This window comes from Streptomyces sp. (assembly GCF_050698815.1).
In the GTDB taxonomy this organism is placed as follows: domain Bacteria; phylum Actinomycetota; class Actinomycetes; order Streptomycetales; family Streptomycetaceae; genus Streptomyces.
The window spans coordinates 1-19781 of the sequence record NZ_JBOHCV010000210.1 but is presented as its reverse complement, the minus strand read 5'-3'; the positions used below and the strand labels follow the sequence as shown (position 1 = coordinate 19781).

Genomic DNA, 19781 nt, shown 5'->3' with positions numbered 1-19781 from the left:
GGGCATCACCACGCGGACGGGCCCGCTTCGACGAAGGTCAGCGGTCTGCGGTCACTTCGCCGGCCGGGCTCGCGTCGGTCTCCTCCTCCTCGGTGTCATCCGGCCTCGGGCTGGCTCCCATCGCCACCACGACCACCGCGGCCAGCATCATCACGACGCCGACCACCCACAGGCCGCTCTTCTGGCTTCCGGTGACGTCCGTGAGCCAGCCGGTGATGAACGGGGCCCCGAAGCCCGCGAGGTTGCCCAGCGAGTTGATCAGGGCGATGCCGCCGGCCGCGCTCGCGCCGACAAGGAACGAGCCGGGAAGCGACCAGAACACCGGCAGCGCTCCGAAGATGCCGATCGCCGTGAGGGTGACCGCGACCATGACGGCGAACGGTGAGTCGAGGTACAGCGCCACCGGGATCGTCAGTGCCGCCAGGGCGGTGGGCAGCGCGACGTGCCGGACGCGCTCCTGCGTCCGGTCCGAATGGCGGCCCCACAGCACCATCGACACCGTCCCGATGAGGAACGGCACCGCGACGATCAGGCCGGTCTCCAGCAGCGAGAACTTCGTGTTGAACGTCTTGGAGAAGTCGGCCACGATCTGCGGCAGGAAGAAGCTCAGCGCGTACAGGCCGTAGACGACACCGAAGTACACGAAGGACAGCCCCAAGATCCTGGGGTTGGTCAGCGACTTGCGCAGCGGCCAGTGGAAGCGCTTCTCCGTCTTGACCTTCTCGGCCTCCATCTCGCGGGTCAGCCAGCCACGCTCCTCGTCGGTCAGCCAGGTCGCCTTCTCGGGGCGGTCGGTCAGGTAGAACCAGGTGACGAACGCGAGCAGCACCGCGGGCATCCCCTCGAAGAGGAACATCACCCGCCAGCCCTCGAGCCCGAACAGTCCGTCGCAGTACTGCATGATCGCCGCCGAGACCGGCGCGCCGATCGCCGACGACAGCGGGATCGCGGCCAGGAACATCGCGGTGAAACGGGCCCGCTCCCGACGCGGGAACCAGTACGTCAGGAAAAGGATCATTCCCGGGAAGAACCCGGCCTCGGCGACACCGAGCAACACCCGCATCGCGTACAGGGAGCCGGCGTTCGGCACGAACGCCATCGCCGAGGCCACGATCCCCCAGCTGAGCATGATCCGCGCGATCCACCGGCGGGCACCGAATTTGTGCAACGCGAGGTTGCTGGGGACCTCGAAGAACAGGTAGCCGATGAAGAACAGACCCGAGGCCAGACCGTAGGCGGTGGCGGTGAGGCCCAGGTCCTCACTCATCTGCAGCTCGGCGAACCCGATGTTGGTCCGGTCGAGGTAGTTCACGAAGTACAGAAGCATCATGAACGGGATCAGGCGACGCGCAACCTTGGCGACGACGCGTCGCCCCAATTCCTCGTCTCCGGTCGGATGGCCGGACGCGATGGCTGACATGTTCTCCTCCGTCAGGGTCGTATGTGATGGGACACCGGGTCAGCCCGCTGCCCGGTCGGGTATGGCCTTGCCGGGGTTGAGAATCCCGTGCGGGTCGAGCGCGTTCTTGACCGCGTGGTGCATCTCGATGACGGGAGCACTGAGCTCGCGCCCGAGTCCTGCACGCTTCAACTGCCCGATGCCGTGCTCTCCGGTCACCGTGCCGCCGAGGTCGAGGGCGTCGCAGATGATCACCTCGAACGCCGCCTGCGCCCGGGTGCGTGCTGCCGCGTCACCCCTCGGAGTGATCAGCAACGGGTGCAGGTTGCCGTCACCGGCGTGGGCGATGTTCGCGATCAACGTGTCGTGCGCCGAGGCGGTCTTCTCGATCCGCGTAAGCATCTCGGGCACCATCGCCACCGGTACACAGATGTCCTCGGTGAGCACCGGCCCGAGCCGCTCCAACGCCGGGTAGGCCAGCCTGCGCGCGGCGAACAGCGCATCGGCCTCCTGCTGGTCCGACGACTGTGCGGCCCAGGACGCGCCGCCCTCCTCGAAGCACCGCATCATCTCGGCGGCCTCGCTGTCGCCGGCCGCACCCGGAGTGTCCGTCCGGCCCAGCAGCACGACGTTCGCGTCCACGGAAAGGCCCATCTGCTTCCACGCGTCCACCGCCTCCAGGCAGTGGCGGTCCACCAACTCCAGCGCGGAGGGCACGACCCCCGCCGCGGCGACCAGGCTCACGGCCCGGCCGGCGTCGACGACGGAGTCGAAGTAGCCGGCAATCGTGCGCTCCGGCTGGCGCTGCGGTCGCAGCCGCACCGTGACCTCGGTGACGATCCCCAGCGTCCCCTCCGACCCGACCAGGAGCGCGCACAGGTCATAGCCGGCGACTCCCTTCGCCGTTCGCCGGCCCAGCCGCACCACGTCTCCACGACCGGTGACAACCTCCATGCCGAGGACGTAGTCGCCGGTGACGCCGTACTTCACGCAACACAGTCCGCCGGCGTTGGTGGCCAAGTTGCCGCCGATCGTCGACCACGGAGCACTCGCCGGGTCCGGCGGATACCACAGCCCGTGCTCGGCGCACGCCGCGCGCAGGTCGTCGTTCACGACACCGGGCTGGACGACCGCCAGCCGCTCGGCCGTGTTGATCTCGACGACCTCCCGCATGCCCTCCATCGAGACGACCACGCAGCCCGCAGTGGCGTTGGCCCCGCCGGACAGCCCGGTCCCCGCGCCGCGGGGCACCAACGGCACCCGGTGCTCCAGGCAGAACCGGACGACGGCCTGCACCTCAGCGGTGCTGCGGGGACGGACCACGGCCAGCGGCGGCTCGTACGGCGCCCATTCCGCCTCGTCGTGCAGATAGCCCTCAAGAGTGGCCGGGTCGGTCAGGACAGTCCCGCCGGGCAGCACCGTCGACAACTGCTGGGCCAGCAAAATCGCTCCCTTCGGGCAGTGGGCGGATCGGTCCGCCGCGAACTGCGACGGTAGTTGGCCACCATCAGGCGTAGGTATGGACGAATTCTCCATCGTTGGTTTTGATTGATGGAGAGAAAATCTATCGCCACATGCCTTGGAGACCCTTTTGTCCGCATTTATCGGGAGTTGGCTGGACCTGCTGCTCGAGCACCGGGAATTCGACGAGCTGCAGGACCACCGCGCCCGGCTGCTGCGGGAGGCTGCCGGGTCCGCTGAGGAGCGGGCCCGGCTCGAGGCCGAGGCGGACGCCGCCATCCGGCTGAAGACGTTGCTGGTCCAGCGACGCCGTCGGGCCGCCGAGCTCGCCGCGGTCAACGACATCGCCCGGCAGCTGACCTCGATGCGCGGACGCGACGAGGTGCTGTCGGAGGTGGTGGTCCAAGCGCGGAATCTGCTCGACGTGGACCTCGCCTACCTCGGCCTGATCACGCCCGATCGCCGGCGGATGCGGATCGAGGTCGCGAGCGGCGCGTTGACGCCCGAGCTGCTCGGGCTCGAGGTGGCGCTGACCGCCGGCGTCGCCGGGTCGGTGATCAAATCCGGCACGCCGCGGTGGTCGCCGGACTACCAGGCCGACACCGACATCCGGCACGACGAGGTCGCCGACAACGCCGCACAGGCCGAGAACCTGCACGGCCTGCTCGGCGTGCCACTGGTCGTCCGTGGCCGGACCCTCGGAGCACTGTTCGCGGGAGAGCGCGACGAGCGACGCTTCGAGGACGACGAGATCACGCTGCTCGTCGCGCTGGCAACGCACGCCGCCATCGCCATCGACAACTCTCAGTTGCTCACCGACTACGAGGAGACCGTGATCAGCCTGAACGACGCCAACGCGCGTCTGCACGTGAGCACGACCGAGCTGGAGCGGAGCCTCTCGTGGGAGCGCAGCCTCACCGAGGTCGTGCTTGAGGGCGGTGGGGTGCGGGCGCTGGTCGCCAGGATCGCCGACGTACTGGACGGTCGGGTGCTGTTCGTGAGCTCCGGTGCGGAACCGCCTGCGGAGACCGCCGCGCGTCAGACCGTCGTCCCGGTCATCGCGGCCGGGAGGACGCTGGGTTCGCTGGTGCACGTCGGCGACACCGACACGGACGACTCACCGGTCCCCGTGCTCGAACGCGCCGCACCGGCGATCGCGCTCTCGCTGCTGGCGGACGAGGCGGCCGCCGAGGCCACCCGGCGCACCCGGGGCGCCTTCCTGGACGAGCTGCTGAACCGCCCGAGCCCGGACCCGCCGGAGCTGGAGCGCCAGGCGCGGCTCGCGCACGTCGACTTGGACGCCGTGCACTGCGTGATGGTGGTCCACACCGGTCAGGAGCTGACGTCGACCGGCCGCGACGTGGGCACCAGGTTCGCCCGCCGGGTAGGCGCGGCCGTCGGCGAGCACGGCGATCTGCTTGTCCTGGTCGTGCCTGGAGACGACCCCGAGGCGCTGTGCCGTTCCTGGTCGTCGGACGAGCGTCCGCCCTCACTCACCGTCGGAATCGCCGGCCCCGCGCATGGCGCCGCCGGTCTGCGCTCGGCGTACCACGAGTCCAGACAGGTGGCGTCGGCGCTGCAGGTGCTCGGCCGCCGCGGGGAGGTCGCGACCAGCCGTGAGCTGGGTGTCTACCGTGTCCTGCTCAGCCGCGCGGACCGTGCCGACGTGACCGAGTACGCCCAGCGCGTCCTCGAGCCGCTGCGGCTGGCCGAGCAGCGCAGCAGAGTACCGCTGAGGCACACGCTCGAGGTCTTCTTGGAGCAGGGCCGCAAGTACGCCACGGCCGCCCGCGTGCTCGACATCCACGTCAACACGCTGTACCAGCGGCTGAGCAGCATCTCCGCGGCGCTGGGCGAGGACTGGCACGAGCCGGACCGCGTGTTCGACCTGCTGGTGGGCCTGCGGCTCGAACGGCTCGCCCGCGCGATCGGCGACTGAGCCGTCCGCGGCGAGCAACGACGAGGAAACCGGCGATGGGGCGTGAGTCGGTCACCCCCATCTGTCGGTTGTCCGCCCGGGTGAGCCGGTGGCGTCACGAGGCGTTGGCTGGCACCCTCACCCAGGGCCGGATGGTGTGTCAGCCGTTGCTTCCCCGGACCGGCCCGGGGGCCGCTCACCGGGGGTGTCGATGAGCGCGCGGAGCTGCTCACGGTCTGCCTCCGGGATGTAGCCCGCGTAGTAGTCGTAGAGGCTCTGGCGCGAGAGCCGTGCGGCGCCGTGTCCGTCGCCGTCGCGGATCGCGTGGACGACCTCGGTGTGGTGGTGCAATGACTCGCGCATCAGCGCACGGCGGTTCTCCGAACGGGAGATTCTCGGTGGCCGCCTCCCAGGAAGAGGCCCTCGTCCTGGATGCCCAGGGCATCACGATCCTCAAGGAGCTGCTGGCCCTCGTCCGTCCCAAGCCCGACAAGGACGACAGCGAGGACAAGAGGCCGCCGTCTGCGGCGGAGATCCTTGACCACATTAAGGCCGCCCTCGAGAGGGGCGTCGAACCGGGATCCGCGAAGTACACCGCCCTGGCAGAGCGGATCAGGCAGCTACGGGACCGGATCATCCAGAACGCCCAGGACGCCCTGGAGTTCCTGGCCGAAGCACTCCGGGTCGCCCGTGCCATCGTGAACGCCGAAAAGCACCCCGACGAAGCCGTCGTACTGGACGACGACCACGTGGGTGTCCTGTCACGGATCATCCACGACCACGCGCCGCCCGGCCTCACCGTCACGGAGCAAAACCTGGCCGAGGAAATCGACCAGGTAGTCAAGCGCACCCTTGCCCAGTCATGGGACAACGCTGAGGCCCGCAACCGCGGCGTCCGCCGTGCCACCGCCGCAGTCTTCCGCCGGTATATGTTGAAGCCGGTGGGCGAACCGTACGGCTCCACCGTCGCCTACGTCGAAGCCCACTACCTCGTTGACTGACAATGCGATGAGGCCCGGTAGCCCGTGTCGGTTGCCGGGCTCGTAGTGCAGGGCGCTGCAGACTGGGAGAAGCGCTGTTTCTCAGAATGAGGCGGGCGCTTAAGAAGACACCTGCTCTGTTCTGTGGCACCGGCAGCCCAGCCGAGCGCGCTAGTGGGCACCCGCCGTAGTTCTGAGCCGTGCTGATCCGCCGACGGCAGACACATCTGGGCTTCAACGGACTGGAATAGGCCGGTGAACCAAGTAAACCTAGAGCGGGAAGCACGGTGGCGCCCTGGCGCTCCTGCATCCAGCCGGATGTCGAGAGGACGGAGGCGTCGGCAACATAGCCGACGATCGCCGGTTAGCCAAACCGGCGAATCCGCGGACCATTGAATCTGCCAGGGGATGCCTAGCGCGTCCCGATGCCGTATTGCTAGGAGCCAAGTAGCGTGCCACAGCTCGCAATAGAGGAATCAGCACTGCTTTTCCCGGAGCAGATTCGCTCCCTGCTCGAATGGACGCGAGAGAACACTGGGGGACAGACGCCGGTGTATCCCTTCCTGGCCCCCATGGCGGGGGCGGCCTTGCTTCCCGGCGAAGCGGTCGCGCTTCGGGTGGACGACGTGACGCTTCTGGAAGGCGGTTTCGGGGAGATGCTGGTCGGTGCCGGAGAGGGCAGGAAGGTGCCTGTCACTCCTGGTCTCTCCGACCTACTGCGGAACTGGATCAGGAGGGCTGGCCTGAAGCTGGACGATCCGCTGTTCTCCGGTGAGGGCAACAGGTCCTTGTCATCTGCGGTGTACCGGCAGGTATGGGCGCAGGCCCGTGAGGCGGTCCTACGTCCGGATGAGGCGGAAGCAGGCTTGGGTGAGCACGTCACTAGCCTTCGCGATTCCTGCCTGGAGAAGTGGCTCAAGGCGGGTGTTCCTGCGTGGAGCGTTGCTGAGTGGGCTGGCCTGAACCCGAGTTGGCTTGCATTGCGCTTCCCGCACTGCTTCCGCCTGGATGGTGACGCAGTCGACTGGGACCACCTGGCCAAGGCAACAGCCCTTCCTGGCTCACACAAGTCGTGATTGCCGCCCGGCGCTCTGACCGAACCCAGAGGCGCGGGTCTCACCAGCTTGTCCACCCTGAATCGGCGATCCTCAGCCCGACAAAGCCGTCACGGATATTCGCACCCCTCTACGGAGTCTCTTCGTGACGCAGTCACACCACTCTGACAGGACCGGCAGGCCAGCCAATGACCCGGACCCCGCCCCGCGCATGTGCCCCACCCTCACCCCCAAGGACCTCCGCATGCCTGCGCGCTTGTTGTCCATTCCTGCCGTCGTCGTCGCTCTGGACGTCGACCGCCCACCCGCGTACCGCTTCATCGCCGCCGGGGATGCAGGTCATGGATCTGCGCACCGGAGCGGGCCGCTCCCGCGTCCCCCGCTGCTGGGCTTGGCGAGTTCATCAGCCGCAGAGAAGTCGATCCGCCGGTGCCGCGCCGCTGACATCTCCACCCCACCCCTGCCAATACCCCGGGTCCATTGAGGAAGCCAATGCCACGACCGTTGATTCTCCCCGTGTTCTTGTCGATCGATGAAGCGCTCGAGGAACGCAGCCACTTGCCCCCATCACCTGCTCGGGGTGCGTATGAGTGAGAACTCCAAGTATGAACTGCTCACCGTCGCCAAGGTGCTGGAAATAATCAATGGCGTATTGCGAATATCGCTCATCCCCGGGACGGCACACGAATTCATCACGGGAGTCCACAACTCCGGGGAGCACCGGCCATGAATCAATCACTGATGGCACAGATCGCGGACCTGCTCAGCCGTGCCGCTGAAGATCGGGCGGACCTTTTGCACAGCGGTTGGTATACCACGGACCAACTTGCGGACCTGCTCGGTGTTGATGCTTCGACACTGCGGCGGTGGCGTACTTCTCGGCCTGCCCAGGGGCCTCACTTCGTCAGTCTTACCAACCGCGTGACCATGTACAGCGCTCCCGACGTACAAGCCTGGTTGGCATCACGGCGTACCGATCCTGCGCAGGCGGCCTGATGCCCGATCAGGCAACGCCTCCGGCAGGCATCTCACTCGCTGCGGATGTCGAGTTCCGGGAAGACCGCCGCAATCCCTACCGTGCTCGGGTCCGTTGGATCGTGCCGGGCAGCAAGAAGCGCCTGTCCCGCTCGGAAGCCTTTCTTACTGATGAAGAGGCCCACGCGTGGATAGACCGTCTGCAGCGCGCTGCGAACCGAGGAGTCACACCTGCTACAGCCACGATGACATTGAAGGAATACGGCGAAGAGGAGTGGCACCTGGCCATGCGCGGCTTGGAAGCCAAGACCATGGACCCCTATCGCGCCGGCTGGCGTCTGCGAGCAGTGCCGACGCTGGGTCACCTTCCGGTGCGCACCATCACGAACGGCCTCGTTGACCGCGCCGTATACGGATGGATCGCCGATGAATGCAGCAAGTCCACCGTGAAGAACAGCCTGGCAGTCCTGGTACGGGTCATGGAGCAGGCGGTGCGCGACGGCATCATCGACTTCAACCCCGCTCGGGTTGTCGGATGGCAGCAGGAGTACAAGCGGGCTGAGGACGAGCTGGACGATCCGCGATCGCTCGCGCTGCCCGGCTGGGCCGCCCTGGACGAGTTGGCCAATGCCCTCATAGCCCGGTCATCCGGTGAGTACGAAGGCTGGGGTGAGGTGGTGAGGTTTGCCGCCTGCACGGCCACCCGCATCGGGGAGGTCTCCGGAACCCGGGCTGCTGACATCGACCGCGAGACCTGGATTTGGAACCTCTGTCGGCAGACGACGTCGGCTCCAGGCGGGCTGGTGGACAAGGGCACCAAGGGCAAGCGGCGGCGCATGGTCCCGATCATCCCGGAGATCCGGCCCCTGGTCGCCCGCCGGCTCGATGCAGTAGGCCCGGACCCGATGGCCCGGCTCTTCACAGGACCGCGAGGGGGCCGGATCTCCACCGCCGTCCTGCGAGATGCCACGCACTGGGACGAGGTCGTTCTCCGGCTCGGACACGAGCACCTTCGCCGGCACGACCTTCGGCACACGGGCTTGACATGGATGGCCGATGCCGGCGTCCCGCTGCACGTGCTCCGGAAGATCGCTGGACACGGCTCACTGAGCACGACGCAGCGCTACCTGCACCCGGACCACCGCTCAGTCGAGCGGGCCGGAGCGGCACTCAATGCGCACCTCACAGCCGGGACTGGTCCCCAAGTGGTCCCCAAGCAGCCCCCGGCGCCGCACCTGCGGATCGTGCGCTGATCTTGCCGGGGAGTAGAAAGAAGCCCGCTGACCTGGGAAAATTCCCCTGTCAGCGGGCTTCACCCTGCTGTCGGGACGGCGGGATTTGAACCCACGACCCCTTGACCCCCAGTCAAGTGCGCTACCAAACTGCGCTACGTCCCGGTGCTCGGCCGACTCGGGATCAGGCCCTCACCGTTCGCACGCAAGGAACAATACATGACGCCCCGCGGTGCTCGCGCACCCGTTACGGGAGCTGCGCGGGACGCGTGGCCAGGTGTGGAGGCAGGCCGGGCGCAGGCTCCGGGTCGGTCACGCTCGGACGGGTGGGTGCTCTTCGTCCGGTATCCCCGCGCAGTGCTGCCGCTGCCCGCCCTCGGCGGTCGGCGGCAGCACTGATTCCGGGTCATGAAGAGGACGCTGACCCTTGTGAGGCGGGATCGCGCCCGGGGATGCCGGACCACCCGTCCTGGAGAGAGCGCGGTTGAGGAAGGCGCCCGTGGTCCACTTGCCGGGACCGAGAACGACGATGAGCAGGAACGACCAGCAGAAGGTCGCCGCCGCCTCGCCACCGTTCTCGATCGGGAGGAGTCCGTCGGGCTGATGCTCGACGAAGTACGCGTAGGCCATGGAACCCGAGCAGACGAACGCGGCGCCGCGTGCTACCACTCCGAGCAGCACCAGGCCCCCGCCGACCAGTTGGATGACCGCGGCCCACCAGCTCGGCCACGCTCCGAACCCGGGGGCGGTCCCGACGTGCGGACCGCCCGGAACGCCGAACAGGCTCGCGGCACCGTGGCAGAGGAACAGCAGCCCCACAACGATGCGGAACAGCCCGAGGACATGGTCACCGCTCTTGTCCGGGAGCCTCATCAGAACTCGACGTCTGCGCAGGCGTAGAACGCGTTGACCGTGTCGTGGATGGTCCACACGCCGAGGACGATGTGCTTGCCGGACTTCTGGGTGGGGATCGTGCCCTGATGGCTTTCGGTCATGCTCGGCTGACGGCCGCCCATGGGCACGACCATGAACGGCTGCGGCTCGAGGTCTGTCCGGGTGAGCGGCCGGCCCGGGTCGTAGCTGTCCTTGGTGATGAAGTATTGGAAGTCGGTGGTGCGGTGGGGGGCGGTCATCTTCCAGGTGAAGGTGTAGCCCTGGCCGGGGGAGAGGCGCGTGGCTGGCCAGTTCCCGCCGCGCGGGTCATCGAGCTGGGCGAAGCGCGAGTTGCCGCCGGAGCAGATCTTGCCGTCGGCGGGGCCGGCGGCCGGGAAGCCCTTGGGCCCTTCGACGCTCTGGGGTTCCCACTGGATCGCACCGCAGTTGGAAACCGTGTGGTCGGCACAGTTCGCCTGCCGGCTCTTCGGGGCCTGGCTGTAGCCATGACCCTGTGCGCTGCCGCTGGTGACGAGTATCGCGGTACCGGCCAGGCCGAGACCGAGCACGGCGGCAGTGATCTTCTTGTGCAAACGCATGCTGCACTCCTGTGGGGTGGGGGAGGAAGGCGCACTGGTGACTTGCCGTTGGAAACCAGGTCTAGACCATTGCTGAAGCTACGACGGCCTTCTCGCGATGTCCAGACCAATGGGAGAACTTCGTGCTTCGGGGCCTACTCGGCCGAGTAGGGCTGCGCGTCGCATACGGGCACGGTCGATTCCGTCCCCGGCCGATTCGGGGGTCTCGGCGCCACGTCGAGGTACGCAGGCTAGGCCTTACGGAACGCTGACACGCGAGCCGACGCGCCGGTGAGCGGGGTGAACGGCCGTAGCGTGGGCTCATGCGCGTACTGGTCACCGGCGGGGCAGGGTTCATCGGCTCTCACATCGTGGACGTACTGGACAGAGCGGGCCACGAACCGGTGGTCCTGGATGTGGCGCCCACGGAGGGGGGAATCGCCGGTGACGTCCGGGACGCCGACACCGTCGGCCGAGCGCTGAGAGGAGTCGACGCCGTCTGTCACCAGGCCGCGATGGTCGGTCTGGGCAAGGGCTTCGCGGACGTGTCCGGGTACGTCGGCAACAACGATCTCGGCACCGCCGTGCTGTTGGAGAGGATGGCCGAGGCGGGGGTGCGCGGGCTGGCCCTGGCCGGGTCCATGGTGGTGTACGGGGAGGGGCGGTACAGCTGTTCCGTCCACGGGGTGGTGCGGCCCGGTCCCCGTTCCGTGCCGGACCTGGACCGTGGCTGCTTCGAACCGCCCTGCCCGCGGTGCGGTGCCGCGCTCGGCTCCGAACTGGTGGCGGAGGAGGCGCCCGTCGATCCGCGCAACGTGTACGCCACGACAAAGCTGGCGCAGGAGCACCTGGCTGCCGCCTGGGCGCGTGCCACGGGCGGCCGTGCCATCAGCCTGCGCTATCACAACGTCTATGGTGACGGGATGCCACGGGACACCCCTTACGCCGGGGTGGCCTCCTTCTTCCGTTCCTCGCTCGAGCGAGGAGAACCGCCCCAGGTGTATGAAGACGGCGGACAGCGGCGGGACTTCGTCCACGTCGACGACGTGGCGGCGGCGAACCTGGTCGCACTGGAGGCGCTGGCCGGAGGGGAGCGTCCCGAGGGAGAGCTGCGGGCCTACAACACCGGCAGCGGACATCCGCACACCGTAGGGGAGATGGCCCATGAGCTGGCCGCCGCCTTCGGAGGACCCGAGCCGGTCGTGACGGGGGAGTACCGGCTGGGGGACGTACGGCACATCACCGCCTCCTCCGAGCGGTTCGAGCGGGAGCTGGGGTGGCGCGCCCGGGTGGAGTTCGCTGCCGGAATGGCCCGCTTCGCCGCCTCCGAGCTGGCGGCGGAGAAGACGCTCACCGCGCTGCCGGGAGCGTGACCTCGAACCGGCAGCCGCCCGGCACGTTGCACACGGCGGCCCGGCCCTCGTGCGCCTCGACGATGCCGCGCACGATGGCCAGCCCGAGGCCCGCCCCACCGGGCGGCGTACGGGCACCCGTGCCGCGCCAGCCGGTGTCGAAGACCCGCGGCAGGTCGTCCGCCGGTATGCCGCCGCAGCCGTCGGTGACCGACAGCACCACCGCGTCCGCCTCCCGCCGCGCGGCTACGGCGACCGTGCCGTCGGCCGGGGTGCGGTGGATGGCGTTGACCAGGAGGTTGGCCAGCACCCGTGTCATCTCCCTGCCGTCCACCTCCACCGGCAGTTGCTCCACGCCGTCGTCGGCGAGCCGCACACCCCGCTCGACCGCGAGCGGGTCCGCACCCGCGATGGCGTCGCTGACCAGGTCGTAGACCGACATCCGGGTGGGGGAGAGGGCGAGCGAGCCGGCCTGGATCCGGGAGAGTTCGAAGAGGTCGCCGACCATTCCGGAGAGCCGGTCCACCTCGCCGCGTATCTGCCGGTGATAGCGGGCGGGGTCCTCGGCTATGCCGTCCTCCAGCGCCTCGGCCATGGCACGCAGACCGGCCAGCGGCGACCTCAGGTCGTGCGAGATCCAGGCGACCAGTTCGCGCCGGGACGCCTCCAGGGCGCGCTCGCGTCCGCGCGACGCCGCGAGCTTCGCGCTCGTGGCCGCCAGCTGCCGGGAGAGCGAGGCCAGTTCGGCGGGCATCGTGGTGGTGGGCTGTGTGAAGCCACCGTCGCCCGAGTGGGTGCCGGCCTCGCCGGCGTCACCCAGCGCGCGTGCGGCCTGCTCCAGGGCGCGGTGCCCGCTGATCACCCACCGGGCGAGCAGGAGTGCCGTGGCCGTCGCGGTGACGGCGGCCACCGCGCACACGGTCGTGACCACGCCCAGGTCGTGCTGGTTGAGCAGCATCGCCCAGGCCACCGACAACGTTCCGGCGAGCATCGAACCGACGGCCACCGCGGTCAGCACCGCGAGTGAGACGGCCACCGACCGGCGGCGCAGCGCCCGTAGCGCCAGCAGGCCGGCCAGTCCGACGGCGGCGGCGCCGAGCGCCGCGTACAGCGCGATGAGGAGCAGGTCACGCACCGCGGCCACCGCCGTTCGCGTCGAAGCGGTAGCCGACGCCCCACACAGTGGTGATCAGCCGGGGGTGCGCCGGGTCGGCCTCGACCTTGTGCCGCAGCCGCCGTACGTGCACGGTCACGGTCGACAGGTCGCCGAAGTCCCAGCCCCACACGTCCGCCATCAGCTCCTCCCGGCCGAAAGCACGCCCCGGGTGCCGCAGGAAGTGCTCCAGGAGGTCGAACTCACGAAGGGTCAGTGCGAGGGGCCCGCAGGCGTCGGAGACCATCCGGGCCACCGGGTCCAGGGTGATGCCGCCGCCGCTCAACAGGGGGCCGCTCGCGGGCGGTGCGCCTGCCCGGCGCAGCACCGACTCGACGCGCAGCACCAGTTCGCGCGGGCTGAAGGGCTTGGTGACGTAGTCGTCGGCGCCCACCTCCAGGCCGAGGATGCGGTCCTCCTCGTCGCCCCGTGCCGTCAGCATCACCACCGGCACGGGGCCGGACTCGCGCAGCCGCGCGCACACCTGGAGACCGTCCAGTCCGGGCAGCATCAGGTCGAGCACCACCAGATCGGGTGGTGCGGCCCGTGCCCGGGCGAGCGCGTCGGCACCATCGGCGGCGCGGTCCACCACGAACCCGGACCGGTCGAGATAGCCCGCCACCACCTCGGTCACCGTCGGATCGTCGTCCACGACCAGGACCCGGCGGGGCGGTGCTGACGGCTGCTGGCGCATACGGGGAGTCTGGCACCCGCCGGGACACGAGGGCGCCCTCCGGGCGGGGCCGGGGCGCGGATGTCAGTGTTCCGTAAGGTGCGTCGGCACCTTTTGTCCGTTGTGGGTTCGTAGGGTGAGAAGAGTGACCAACTCCAAGTCCTGGCAGGGCGACCTCGTGCTCCCCTGCCTCAACGAGGCCGAAGCGTTGCCGTGGGTGCTGGAGCGGGTGCCGGCCGGATGGCGGGCCATCGTCGTGGACAACGGTTCGAGCGACGGTTCCGCCGAGATCGCCCGAGCGCACGGTGCCACGGTGGTGCGTGAGGAGCGGCGCGGCTTCGGCGCCGCCTGCCACACCGGACTGCTCGCCGCCGAGGCCGAGTTCGTGGCCTTCTGCGACTGCGACGCCACGCTGGACCCCGGCACGCTGCCACGGATCTCGGGGCCGGTCCGCGAAGGGTCGGCGGACCTGGTGCTCGCGCGGCGCCGTCCGACCGTGCGCGGCGCCTGGCCGCTGCACGCCAGGCTCGGCAATCGCGCGCTGTCCCGCATGGTGCGGCGGCGCACGGGGGTTCGGCTGCACGACCTGGGGCCGCTGCGGGCCGCGCGGCGCAGCGCGCTGCTGGGGCTGGAGCTGACCGACCGGCGCAGCGGATACCCCCTGCAGATGGTGGTGCGCGCGGCTGACGCGGGCTGGCGGATCAGCGAGACGGAGGTCGACTACCGGCCGCGGTCGGGGAAGTCGAAGGTGACGGGGACCTGGCGCGGCACCTGGCAGGCGGTGCGCGACATGCGGGCGGTACTGCGATGACGAACCCGCTCAGCTTCTCCGACGCTGGCACGACCGTGCTCGTGATCGCCAAGGAACCCGTCCCCGGACGGGTCAAGACCCGTCTCACCCCGCCGTACCCGCCCGAGGAGGCGGCACGGCTCGCCCAGGCCGCTCTCCGGGACACCCTGGAGACGGTCGCCCTGCTTCCCGTACGCAGACGGGTGCTGGTGCTGGCCGGGTGCCCCGGACCATGGCTGCCCGGCGGGTTCGAGGTGGTTCCGCAGTGCGACGGCGGTCTGGACGAACGGATCGCGGCGGCCTTCGCACTCTGCGACGGCCCCGCGCTGCTGGTCGGCATGGACACCCCGCAGATCACCCCGGAGTTGCTGGCTCCCGTCACCGGATCCGCCGGCTGGCGCGGTGCCGACGCGTGGTTCGGACCGGCCGCGGACGGCGGGTTCTGGGCACTGGGCATGGCGCGGCCGGAGCCCGGGCTGGTGCGCGGTGTGCCGATGTCCACCGGACGTACGGGCCAGGCGCAGCGGCGACGGCTCGTGGACGCGGGGCTGTCGGTACGCGATCTGCCGGTGCTCCGTGATGTGGACACCGCGGCGGACGCGCGGGAGGTCGCCGGGCTTTCCTCCGGACACTTCGCCGCCGTACACGCGGGTCTTGCCCGAGTGGCGGCGCCGTGAGCGCACCCGCGCTGCCCTGGTGTGCGGACAAGGACCCTTACGCCGACGCACTGCGGGCCGGCCGCGGACCGCTCTTTCTGCGCCGTCCCGACGGCTGGCTGCTGCCACTGGAGGTGGAGCGCTGGTGTGCGCGCGCCGATGAGGCTGACATGGGCGTGCTGCGGCGCTGCACGGGTGCGGTCCTCGACATCGGCTGCGGTCCCGGCCGGCTGGTGACCGCCCTGTCCGGGCTGGGCCGGCCTGTGCTGGGTGTCGACACCTCGCCGGCGGCCGTCTCCCGTACCCGCCAGGCGGGCGGCGCTGCACTGCGGCGGTCGGTATTCGAGCCGCTGCCCGGCGAGGGTCGGTGGCAGAGCGCGCTGCTCCTGGACGGGAACATCGGCATCGGCGGCGACCCGGCGTGCTTGCTCGCCCGGGTACGCGAACTGCTCTCCCCGAACGGACTGTTGCTCGTCGAGGCGGCGCCCACGGAGGTTGAGGAGAAGATGGTGGTCCGGCTGGACGACGGCACCGGCGGCGGGCGCGGGCCCGCCTTTCCGTGGGCGAGGCTGGGCGCTGCCGCGCTGCGGGAGCACGCGGAGGCGGCGAACTGGGGCGTCGTCGAGCAATGGCGGTCCAGTGAACGGCCGTTCCTCTGTCTGAGCCCTCTCCGCGCGACGACCACGGTGCGCACCGGCAGCATCCGGACCGTCCCTGGTGCCCTGCCCACCGCCGTCGCCGCTCAGCTGAACCGGTAGTTCAGCCTGATCACCAGGCTGTCACCAGCCGGTGATCAGCAGATGATTCACGGTGAGGGCCGACACCGCCTGCGCCGACAGCCACCACCGCACCGAGCGCTGCGGCAGCAGTGCGGCCGCCGGCAGCAGCCACAGCGTGAAGGGCAGCCAGATGCGTTCCGTTTCCCCCTTGCTCATCCCCGACAGGTCGGCCGCCAGCACGCAGCACAGCCCGCCCGCGACAAGCACGGTCAGCGCGCCGCGGCGGGTAAGGCCGGCGCGGGGGACCGCTGCCCTGCGCAGCGCGGCGACCAGGGCGGGTCCGATGACGACGACCTGCGCGGCCAGATTGGCCCAGACGAAGTACGCGTACGGGCGGACGCGGGCAGCGCCCTGGTAGTAGCGCTCGACGAGAGTGGTGTAGCCCTCGAACCACCAGAATCCGGCGGCGGTGAAGCCGGCGAACCAGGGGAGCATGCCGAGCAGAGCGAACGGGACAGGCCGTACCGTGCGCGCCGCGATCAGCACCGCCAGCGCGAGGAGACCGGTCAGCACCAGCCCGTACGACAGGTAGCACGTCAGCCCGAACAGCACTCCCGAGCACAGTGCCGTCGTCCGTGCCGCTCGCACGCCGCGCGTCGCCGACAGCGCGAGCAGCGCGACCGCCCAGGCGCTGACTGCCGTGAAGTAGCCGTCCGCCGAGACGCCCATCCAGACCGCTGCCGGAGCCAGTACCACGAAGGGCGCCGCACGCCGGGCCGTCTCCTCTGTCACCAGCGCCCGCACCGTCACCAGTACGGCGGCCGCTGCCGAGGACCCGACCGTGATGACCCAGGCGGCGGCCCAGCCGCCACCGCTCAGCCCGATCCGGTCCAGTCCCACGAAGGTCAGCAGCGCGCCGGGCGGGTGACCTGCGACATGCGGCGGCCAGTTGTCGGGGGCGTCCAGGAGGATCCGGCCGGTGAACCCGCGCAGTGTGGCACCGATGTCGTGGATGCCGTCGACCGACTGCAGGTACTCGTACTTGGTCGTCAGCCGCCGGGCGACTCCCCGTTGCCAGCCGTCGACCAGCGCGAGCGACCAGCTCCACGCCATCGAGCCGGCCCACCCGGCCGCCACCAGCACGCTCCAGCGCACGGCGCGTGCGAGTGCCGGTCCGTACGCGATCACGAGCACGGCGACGGCAGGCGCGGCGAGGGTCCCGGGGCCCCAGTGCGGCAGCCAGTACCCGTACAGCGGTGGCCAGCGCAGCCGCAGCGTCTCCCTGCTCTCCTCGTACGACAGGCTGGCCAGCACGGCTCCGGTGAACAGCAGCGCCGCCGCTCCGACAGCGCACACGTCGAACAGGTTGCCGCGGCGGCCGGCGCGGCGCGGGGAGCTCTCCGCGGGGTGCTCGCGTGTGCCGGTGGAGGTGCTCACGGAGACACGGTAGAGCGCTGACCAGCGGGGCCCGGACCGCACGCGGCCGGCGTCACCGAGCCGTCAGATCCGGTCACCGACGCGCGCCGGGGCGCCCGACACGCACCGGAGGCAGGAACTCTCGCACGAATGTGCGGTGCCACCAGTCGCCCGACTCCCGTCGCTCCTGCCGGGTGGTGAAGCGGTAGCGGTACAGCAGCGCGCGTACATGCGTGGGCGGCGCGTCGGGGAACGGGTTCCGGCGCAGCAGCCGCAACGTGTCCCGGTCGCCCTCCAGCAGCCGGGCGACGAAGGGCTCGAACCAGCCGGCCGCGTAAGCCGGGGAGAGGGCGGCGAACCACATCTGCCAGTCCAGCCGCAGATGGTACGGCGCGAACTGGCGGGGAAGCCGGCGCACATCACCGGGCTTGCCCCGGAAGCCGTACTCCCGCCACACCGCCTCCTCCGTGAGCGGGTCCGCGTCCGTCCCTTCGATGACGATCTCGTGCCGCTGCCGGGACACGCTGCCGAACGCCCCGTAGGTGTTGACCAGGTGGAGGGAGTTGAAGGAGCGGTTCATCTGCTGGCCGCGGCTGACCATGTTGCTGACAGGCCAGTAGCTGAGCACCGCCACCAGCGCGGTGACCGCGCAGACCAGCACCACGTACCAGAGCGGCGTGGGCCCGTAGGACCGCGACCCGGCTACCGGCGAACTGTCCACCGCGGCGAAGGCGATGACGATGGTCAGCCAGTTGAGCCAGGAGAAGTTGCCCGACAGCACCAGCCACAGCTGGGTGGCGATGACGACGGCAGCGGCGTATGTGGCGACCGGCTGCGGCATCAGAAGGCCGAAGGGGATCACCAGCTGAGCCACATGGTTGGCCGCGGCCTCGGCCCGGTGCAGGGGCTTGGGCAGCCGGTGGAAGAACCAGCTCAGCGGTCCCGGCATCGGCTGCGTCTCGTGGTGATGGTAGAGGCAGGTCAGCTCCCGCCAGCAGCGGTCACCCCGCCATTTGATCAGACCGGCTCCGAACTCCACCCGGAAGACCAGCCAGCGCAGCAGCCACAGCACCAGCACCGGGGGAGCCGTCCGCGCGTTGCCGAGGAAGACGGCGAGGAAGCCGACCTCCAGCAGCAGCGATTCCCAGCCGAAGCCGTACCAGATCTGCCCCACGTTGACGATCGAGAGATATCCCAGCCACAGCGCCGCCCACATCAGCATCGACGTCCACAGCGGCACCGCGTCGGCGGCCCCCGCGGCCACCGCGCAGGCCAGCGCGGCTCCCGCCCAGCAGCAGCCCGCGAAGAGCCGGTCGGAGTAGCGCCACTGGAACAGGCTCGGAGCGGCCCGGAAGGGGATCCGGCGCACGAACTCGGGGACCGGCAGTATCCCGCGCGCACCGATCAGCGCCCGGAACTGCAGGGCGGCCGAGAGGAATGCGACGAGGTAGAGGCCGGCCAGCGCACGCTGCAGCACGAGCCGGCTCAGCCAGTATTCGGATGCCGTGAACCAGTCCATGACGGCATGCGTACCACCGTCGCCTGCCTTCATGGCCGCCGAAGCGCGCGCACGGAGGCGGGTCCCGGTGACCCGAGGGCGGCGAGCTCAGCCGCTGCCGGAGGGTTCGCCGGGACGTCGGCCTCTCATCAGCCAGGGGCGTCGAGCGTGGTGAACGCCTCCATCGGGTCCGACAGTCCGCGGGTGAAGGGGGAGTCGAAGTGCCAGACCAGAAAGAGCAGGAAGGCGATCAGCGCGGTGAACAGGCCGGCCAGCAGCAGTTCCCTGCCCGACCGCTGGATCTGCAGTGTGAAGAGCATCCCCACCGCCACCACCGCGCCCGCGATCAGTCCGAACCAGACCACGCCCGGCAGCGTCGGCTCAGCACTGCCCTCCCGGTCGTTGCGTGCCGCGTCGACGGCGGCGACCCGGTCGGCCAGAGCCGCGTAGGACTGCTCCTCCCGCGAGGTGCGGGGCTCGTAGTCCAGTACGTCCTTGCGCAGCTGCGCCAGCAACGTGTCACCGCGCCGGGTGAGTTCGCCGTGCTCGGTCATGTGCCCCCATTCATGGGCGACGGTGAAGTCGACATAGGCGTCGACGTCCGCGCGGATCCGCTCGCGTGCGGCCGCCGGATAGACCTGCGCCCGTTCGTTCACCTCATGCAGCGCCTGGGCCTCGCTGCGCACCACCCCATCGGCGACATCGCGGGCCTCCCAGACGCCCGCGATGGCCAGTCCCAGCACGATCGCGTACACCACGCCGATCATCATCGTCATGTATTCGATGACGTCCGGCGTCTCGGACGGATCGTCGTCGTCGCCCACGCGCCGCTGGCGCAGCACCGTACTGACCAGGACGACGGCGCACGCTGCAATGACGCCGAGGAACAGGACCATCCAGTCGGACATGGGCGATCTCCCGTGCGGGTGTGAGGAACGCTGAGGAATGCGGAGGGACGAGCCGGGTCCGCGCGGACCGGAGTCCGGCGGCGTCGACGGGCGGCGGCCTAGCCGGAGCCGCCGCCACCGGCGCTGCGCGCCGACGAGCCGGAGC

At 69.9% G+C, this 19781-nt stretch carries 18 protein-coding genes, 1 tRNA gene and 1 pseudogene; 9 read left to right on the top strand and 11 right to left on the bottom strand.

What is annotated here, in order from left to right; translation table 11 throughout:
• Window positions 1-37 precede the first annotated feature (37 nt).
• Both ACRDP3_RS07950 and ACRDP3_RS07945 read right to left on the bottom strand, forming a co-directional pair.
• A complete protein-coding gene (locus ACRDP3_RS07950) occupies window positions 38-1420 on the bottom strand; it encodes an MFS transporter (protein WP_431516137.1) in 1383 nt (460 codons plus the stop codon).
• Window positions 1421-1459: 39 nt separating this feature from the next.
• Window positions 1460-2842, bottom strand: a complete 1383-nt coding sequence (locus tag ACRDP3_RS07945) for an FAD-binding oxidoreductase (protein ID WP_431516136.1) — start codon at window positions 2840-2842, stop codon at window positions 1460-1462.
• A 148-nt stretch (window positions 2843-2990) separates the two neighbouring features.
• Between ACRDP3_RS07945 and ACRDP3_RS07940 the strand changes: the two genes are divergently transcribed.
• Entirely contained in the window at window positions 2991-4799 is a 1809-nt protein-coding gene (locus tag ACRDP3_RS07940; protein ID WP_431516135.1) for a helix-turn-helix domain-containing protein, read from the top strand.
• A gap of 117 nt (window positions 4800-4916) precedes the next feature.
• On the opposite strand, the gene ACRDP3_RS07935 is transcribed toward ACRDP3_RS07940, so the two are convergent.
• Window positions 4917-5141, bottom strand: coding sequence for a hypothetical protein (locus ACRDP3_RS07935; RefSeq protein ID WP_431516134.1), 225 nt, complete (start codon window positions 5139-5141; stop codon window positions 4917-4919).
• Window positions 5142-5176: 35 nt separating this feature from the next.
• On the opposite strand from ACRDP3_RS07935, the gene ACRDP3_RS07930 reads away from it, so the two are divergent.
• The 4 genes from ACRDP3_RS07930 (at window position 5177) to ACRDP3_RS07915 (ending at window position 9041) form a co-directional block, all read left to right on the top strand.
• On the top strand, window positions 5177-5779 hold the full coding sequence (locus tag ACRDP3_RS07930) for a hypothetical protein (protein ID WP_431516133.1): 603 nt from the start codon (window positions 5177-5179) through the stop codon (window positions 5777-5779).
• A gap of 431 nt (window positions 5780-6210) precedes the next feature.
• Window positions 6211-6834 (top strand): hypothetical protein, encoded by a 624-nt coding sequence (locus ACRDP3_RS07925; protein WP_431516132.1) that lies wholly within the window; start codon window positions 6211-6213, stop codon window positions 6832-6834.
• A 705-nt stretch (window positions 6835-7539) separates the two neighbouring features.
• Complete coding sequence (locus ACRDP3_RS07920; RefSeq protein ID WP_431516131.1) at window positions 7540-7809, top strand: helix-turn-helix transcriptional regulator; 270 nt, start codon at window positions 7540-7542, stop codon at window positions 7807-7809.
• Window positions 7809-9041 carry a tyrosine-type recombinase/integrase gene (locus ACRDP3_RS07915; RefSeq protein WP_431516130.1) on the top strand — a complete coding sequence of 411 codons (1233 nt, stop codon included), beginning with the start codon at window positions 7809-7811 and terminating at the stop codon, window positions 9039-9041. The genes ACRDP3_RS07920 and ACRDP3_RS07915 overlap by 1 nt, the downstream gene beginning before the upstream one ends.
• Window positions 9042-9111: 70 nt before the next feature.
• Here ACRDP3_RS07915 and ACRDP3_RS07910 read toward each other — a convergent pair.
• The 3 genes and pseudogenes from ACRDP3_RS07910 to ACRDP3_RS07900 form a co-directional block, all read right to left on the bottom strand.
• Window positions 9112-9185, bottom strand: a tRNA-Pro gene (locus ACRDP3_RS07910).
• A gap of 282 nt (window positions 9186-9467) precedes the next feature.
• Window positions 9468-9893, bottom strand: a pseudogene (locus ACRDP3_RS07905) (DoxX family protein); the annotation flags it as partial.
• A complete protein-coding gene (locus ACRDP3_RS07900; protein ID WP_431516138.1) occupies window positions 9893-10486 on the bottom strand; it encodes a lytic polysaccharide monooxygenase auxiliary activity family 9 protein in 594 nt (197 codons plus the stop codon). The gene ACRDP3_RS07900 and the pseudogene ACRDP3_RS07905, both read right to left, overlap by 1 nt.
• A 308-nt stretch (window positions 10487-10794) precedes the next feature.
• On the opposite strand from ACRDP3_RS07900, the gene ACRDP3_RS07895 reads away from it, so the two are divergent.
• Complete coding sequence (locus ACRDP3_RS07895) at window positions 10795-11844, top strand: NAD-dependent epimerase/dehydratase family protein (protein ID WP_431516129.1); 1050 nt, start codon at window positions 10795-10797, stop codon at window positions 11842-11844.
• On the opposite strand, the gene ACRDP3_RS07890 is transcribed toward ACRDP3_RS07895, so the two are convergent.
• Both ACRDP3_RS07890 and ACRDP3_RS07885 read right to left on the bottom strand, forming a co-directional pair.
• Window positions 11822-12958 (bottom strand): sensor histidine kinase, encoded by a 1137-nt coding sequence (locus ACRDP3_RS07890; protein ID WP_431516128.1) that lies wholly within the window; start codon window positions 12956-12958, stop codon window positions 11822-11824. The two genes, ACRDP3_RS07895 and ACRDP3_RS07890, sit on opposite strands and share 23 nt — an antisense overlap.
• On the bottom strand, window positions 12951-13670 hold the full coding sequence (locus ACRDP3_RS07885; RefSeq protein ID WP_431516127.1) for a response regulator transcription factor: 720 nt from the start codon (window positions 13668-13670) through the stop codon (window positions 12951-12953). The genes ACRDP3_RS07890 and ACRDP3_RS07885 overlap by 8 nt, the downstream gene beginning before the upstream one ends.
• A gap of 115 nt (window positions 13671-13785) precedes the next feature.
• Here ACRDP3_RS07885 and ACRDP3_RS07880 point away from each other — a divergent pair, with 115 nt between their 5' ends.
• From ACRDP3_RS07880 to ACRDP3_RS07870, 3 genes are read left to right on the top strand one after another with little or no spacing between them, the layout of a single operon-like run.
• The gene (locus tag ACRDP3_RS07880) at window positions 13786-14460 is read left to right on the top strand and encodes a glycosyltransferase family 2 protein (protein ID WP_431516126.1); all 675 of its coding nucleotides are present in this window, start codon (window positions 13786-13788) and stop codon (window positions 14458-14460) included.
• The gene (locus ACRDP3_RS07875; RefSeq protein ID WP_431516125.1) at window positions 14457-15116 is read left to right on the top strand and encodes a TIGR04282 family arsenosugar biosynthesis glycosyltransferase; all 660 of its coding nucleotides are present in this window, start codon (window positions 14457-14459) and stop codon (window positions 15114-15116) included. The genes ACRDP3_RS07880 and ACRDP3_RS07875 overlap by 4 nt, the downstream gene beginning before the upstream one ends.
• Window positions 15113-15853, top strand: a complete 741-nt coding sequence (locus tag ACRDP3_RS07870) for a class I SAM-dependent methyltransferase (protein ID WP_431516124.1) — start codon at window positions 15113-15115, stop codon at window positions 15851-15853. The genes ACRDP3_RS07875 and ACRDP3_RS07870 overlap by 4 nt, the downstream gene beginning before the upstream one ends.
• 21 nt (window positions 15854-15874) lie before the next feature.
• On the opposite strand, the gene ACRDP3_RS07865 is transcribed toward ACRDP3_RS07870, so the two are convergent.
• The 3 genes from ACRDP3_RS07865 to ACRDP3_RS07855 all read right to left on the bottom strand — a co-directional run bounded on the left by ACRDP3_RS07865 (window position 15875) and on the right by ACRDP3_RS07855 (window position 19636).
• Window positions 15875-17251, bottom strand: a complete 1377-nt coding sequence (locus ACRDP3_RS07865; protein WP_431516123.1) for a hypothetical protein — start codon at window positions 17249-17251, stop codon at window positions 15875-15877.
• Window positions 17252-17324: 73 nt separating this feature from the next.
• Window positions 17325-18749 (bottom strand): lipase maturation factor family protein, encoded by a 1425-nt coding sequence (locus tag ACRDP3_RS07860; protein WP_431516122.1) that lies wholly within the window; start codon window positions 18747-18749, stop codon window positions 17325-17327.
• Between the two features lie 128 nt (window positions 18750-18877).
• Window positions 18878-19636, bottom strand: coding sequence for a DUF4239 domain-containing protein (locus ACRDP3_RS07855; RefSeq protein ID WP_431516121.1), 759 nt, complete (start codon window positions 19634-19636; stop codon window positions 18878-18880).
• Window positions 19637-19781 lie beyond the last annotated feature (145 nt).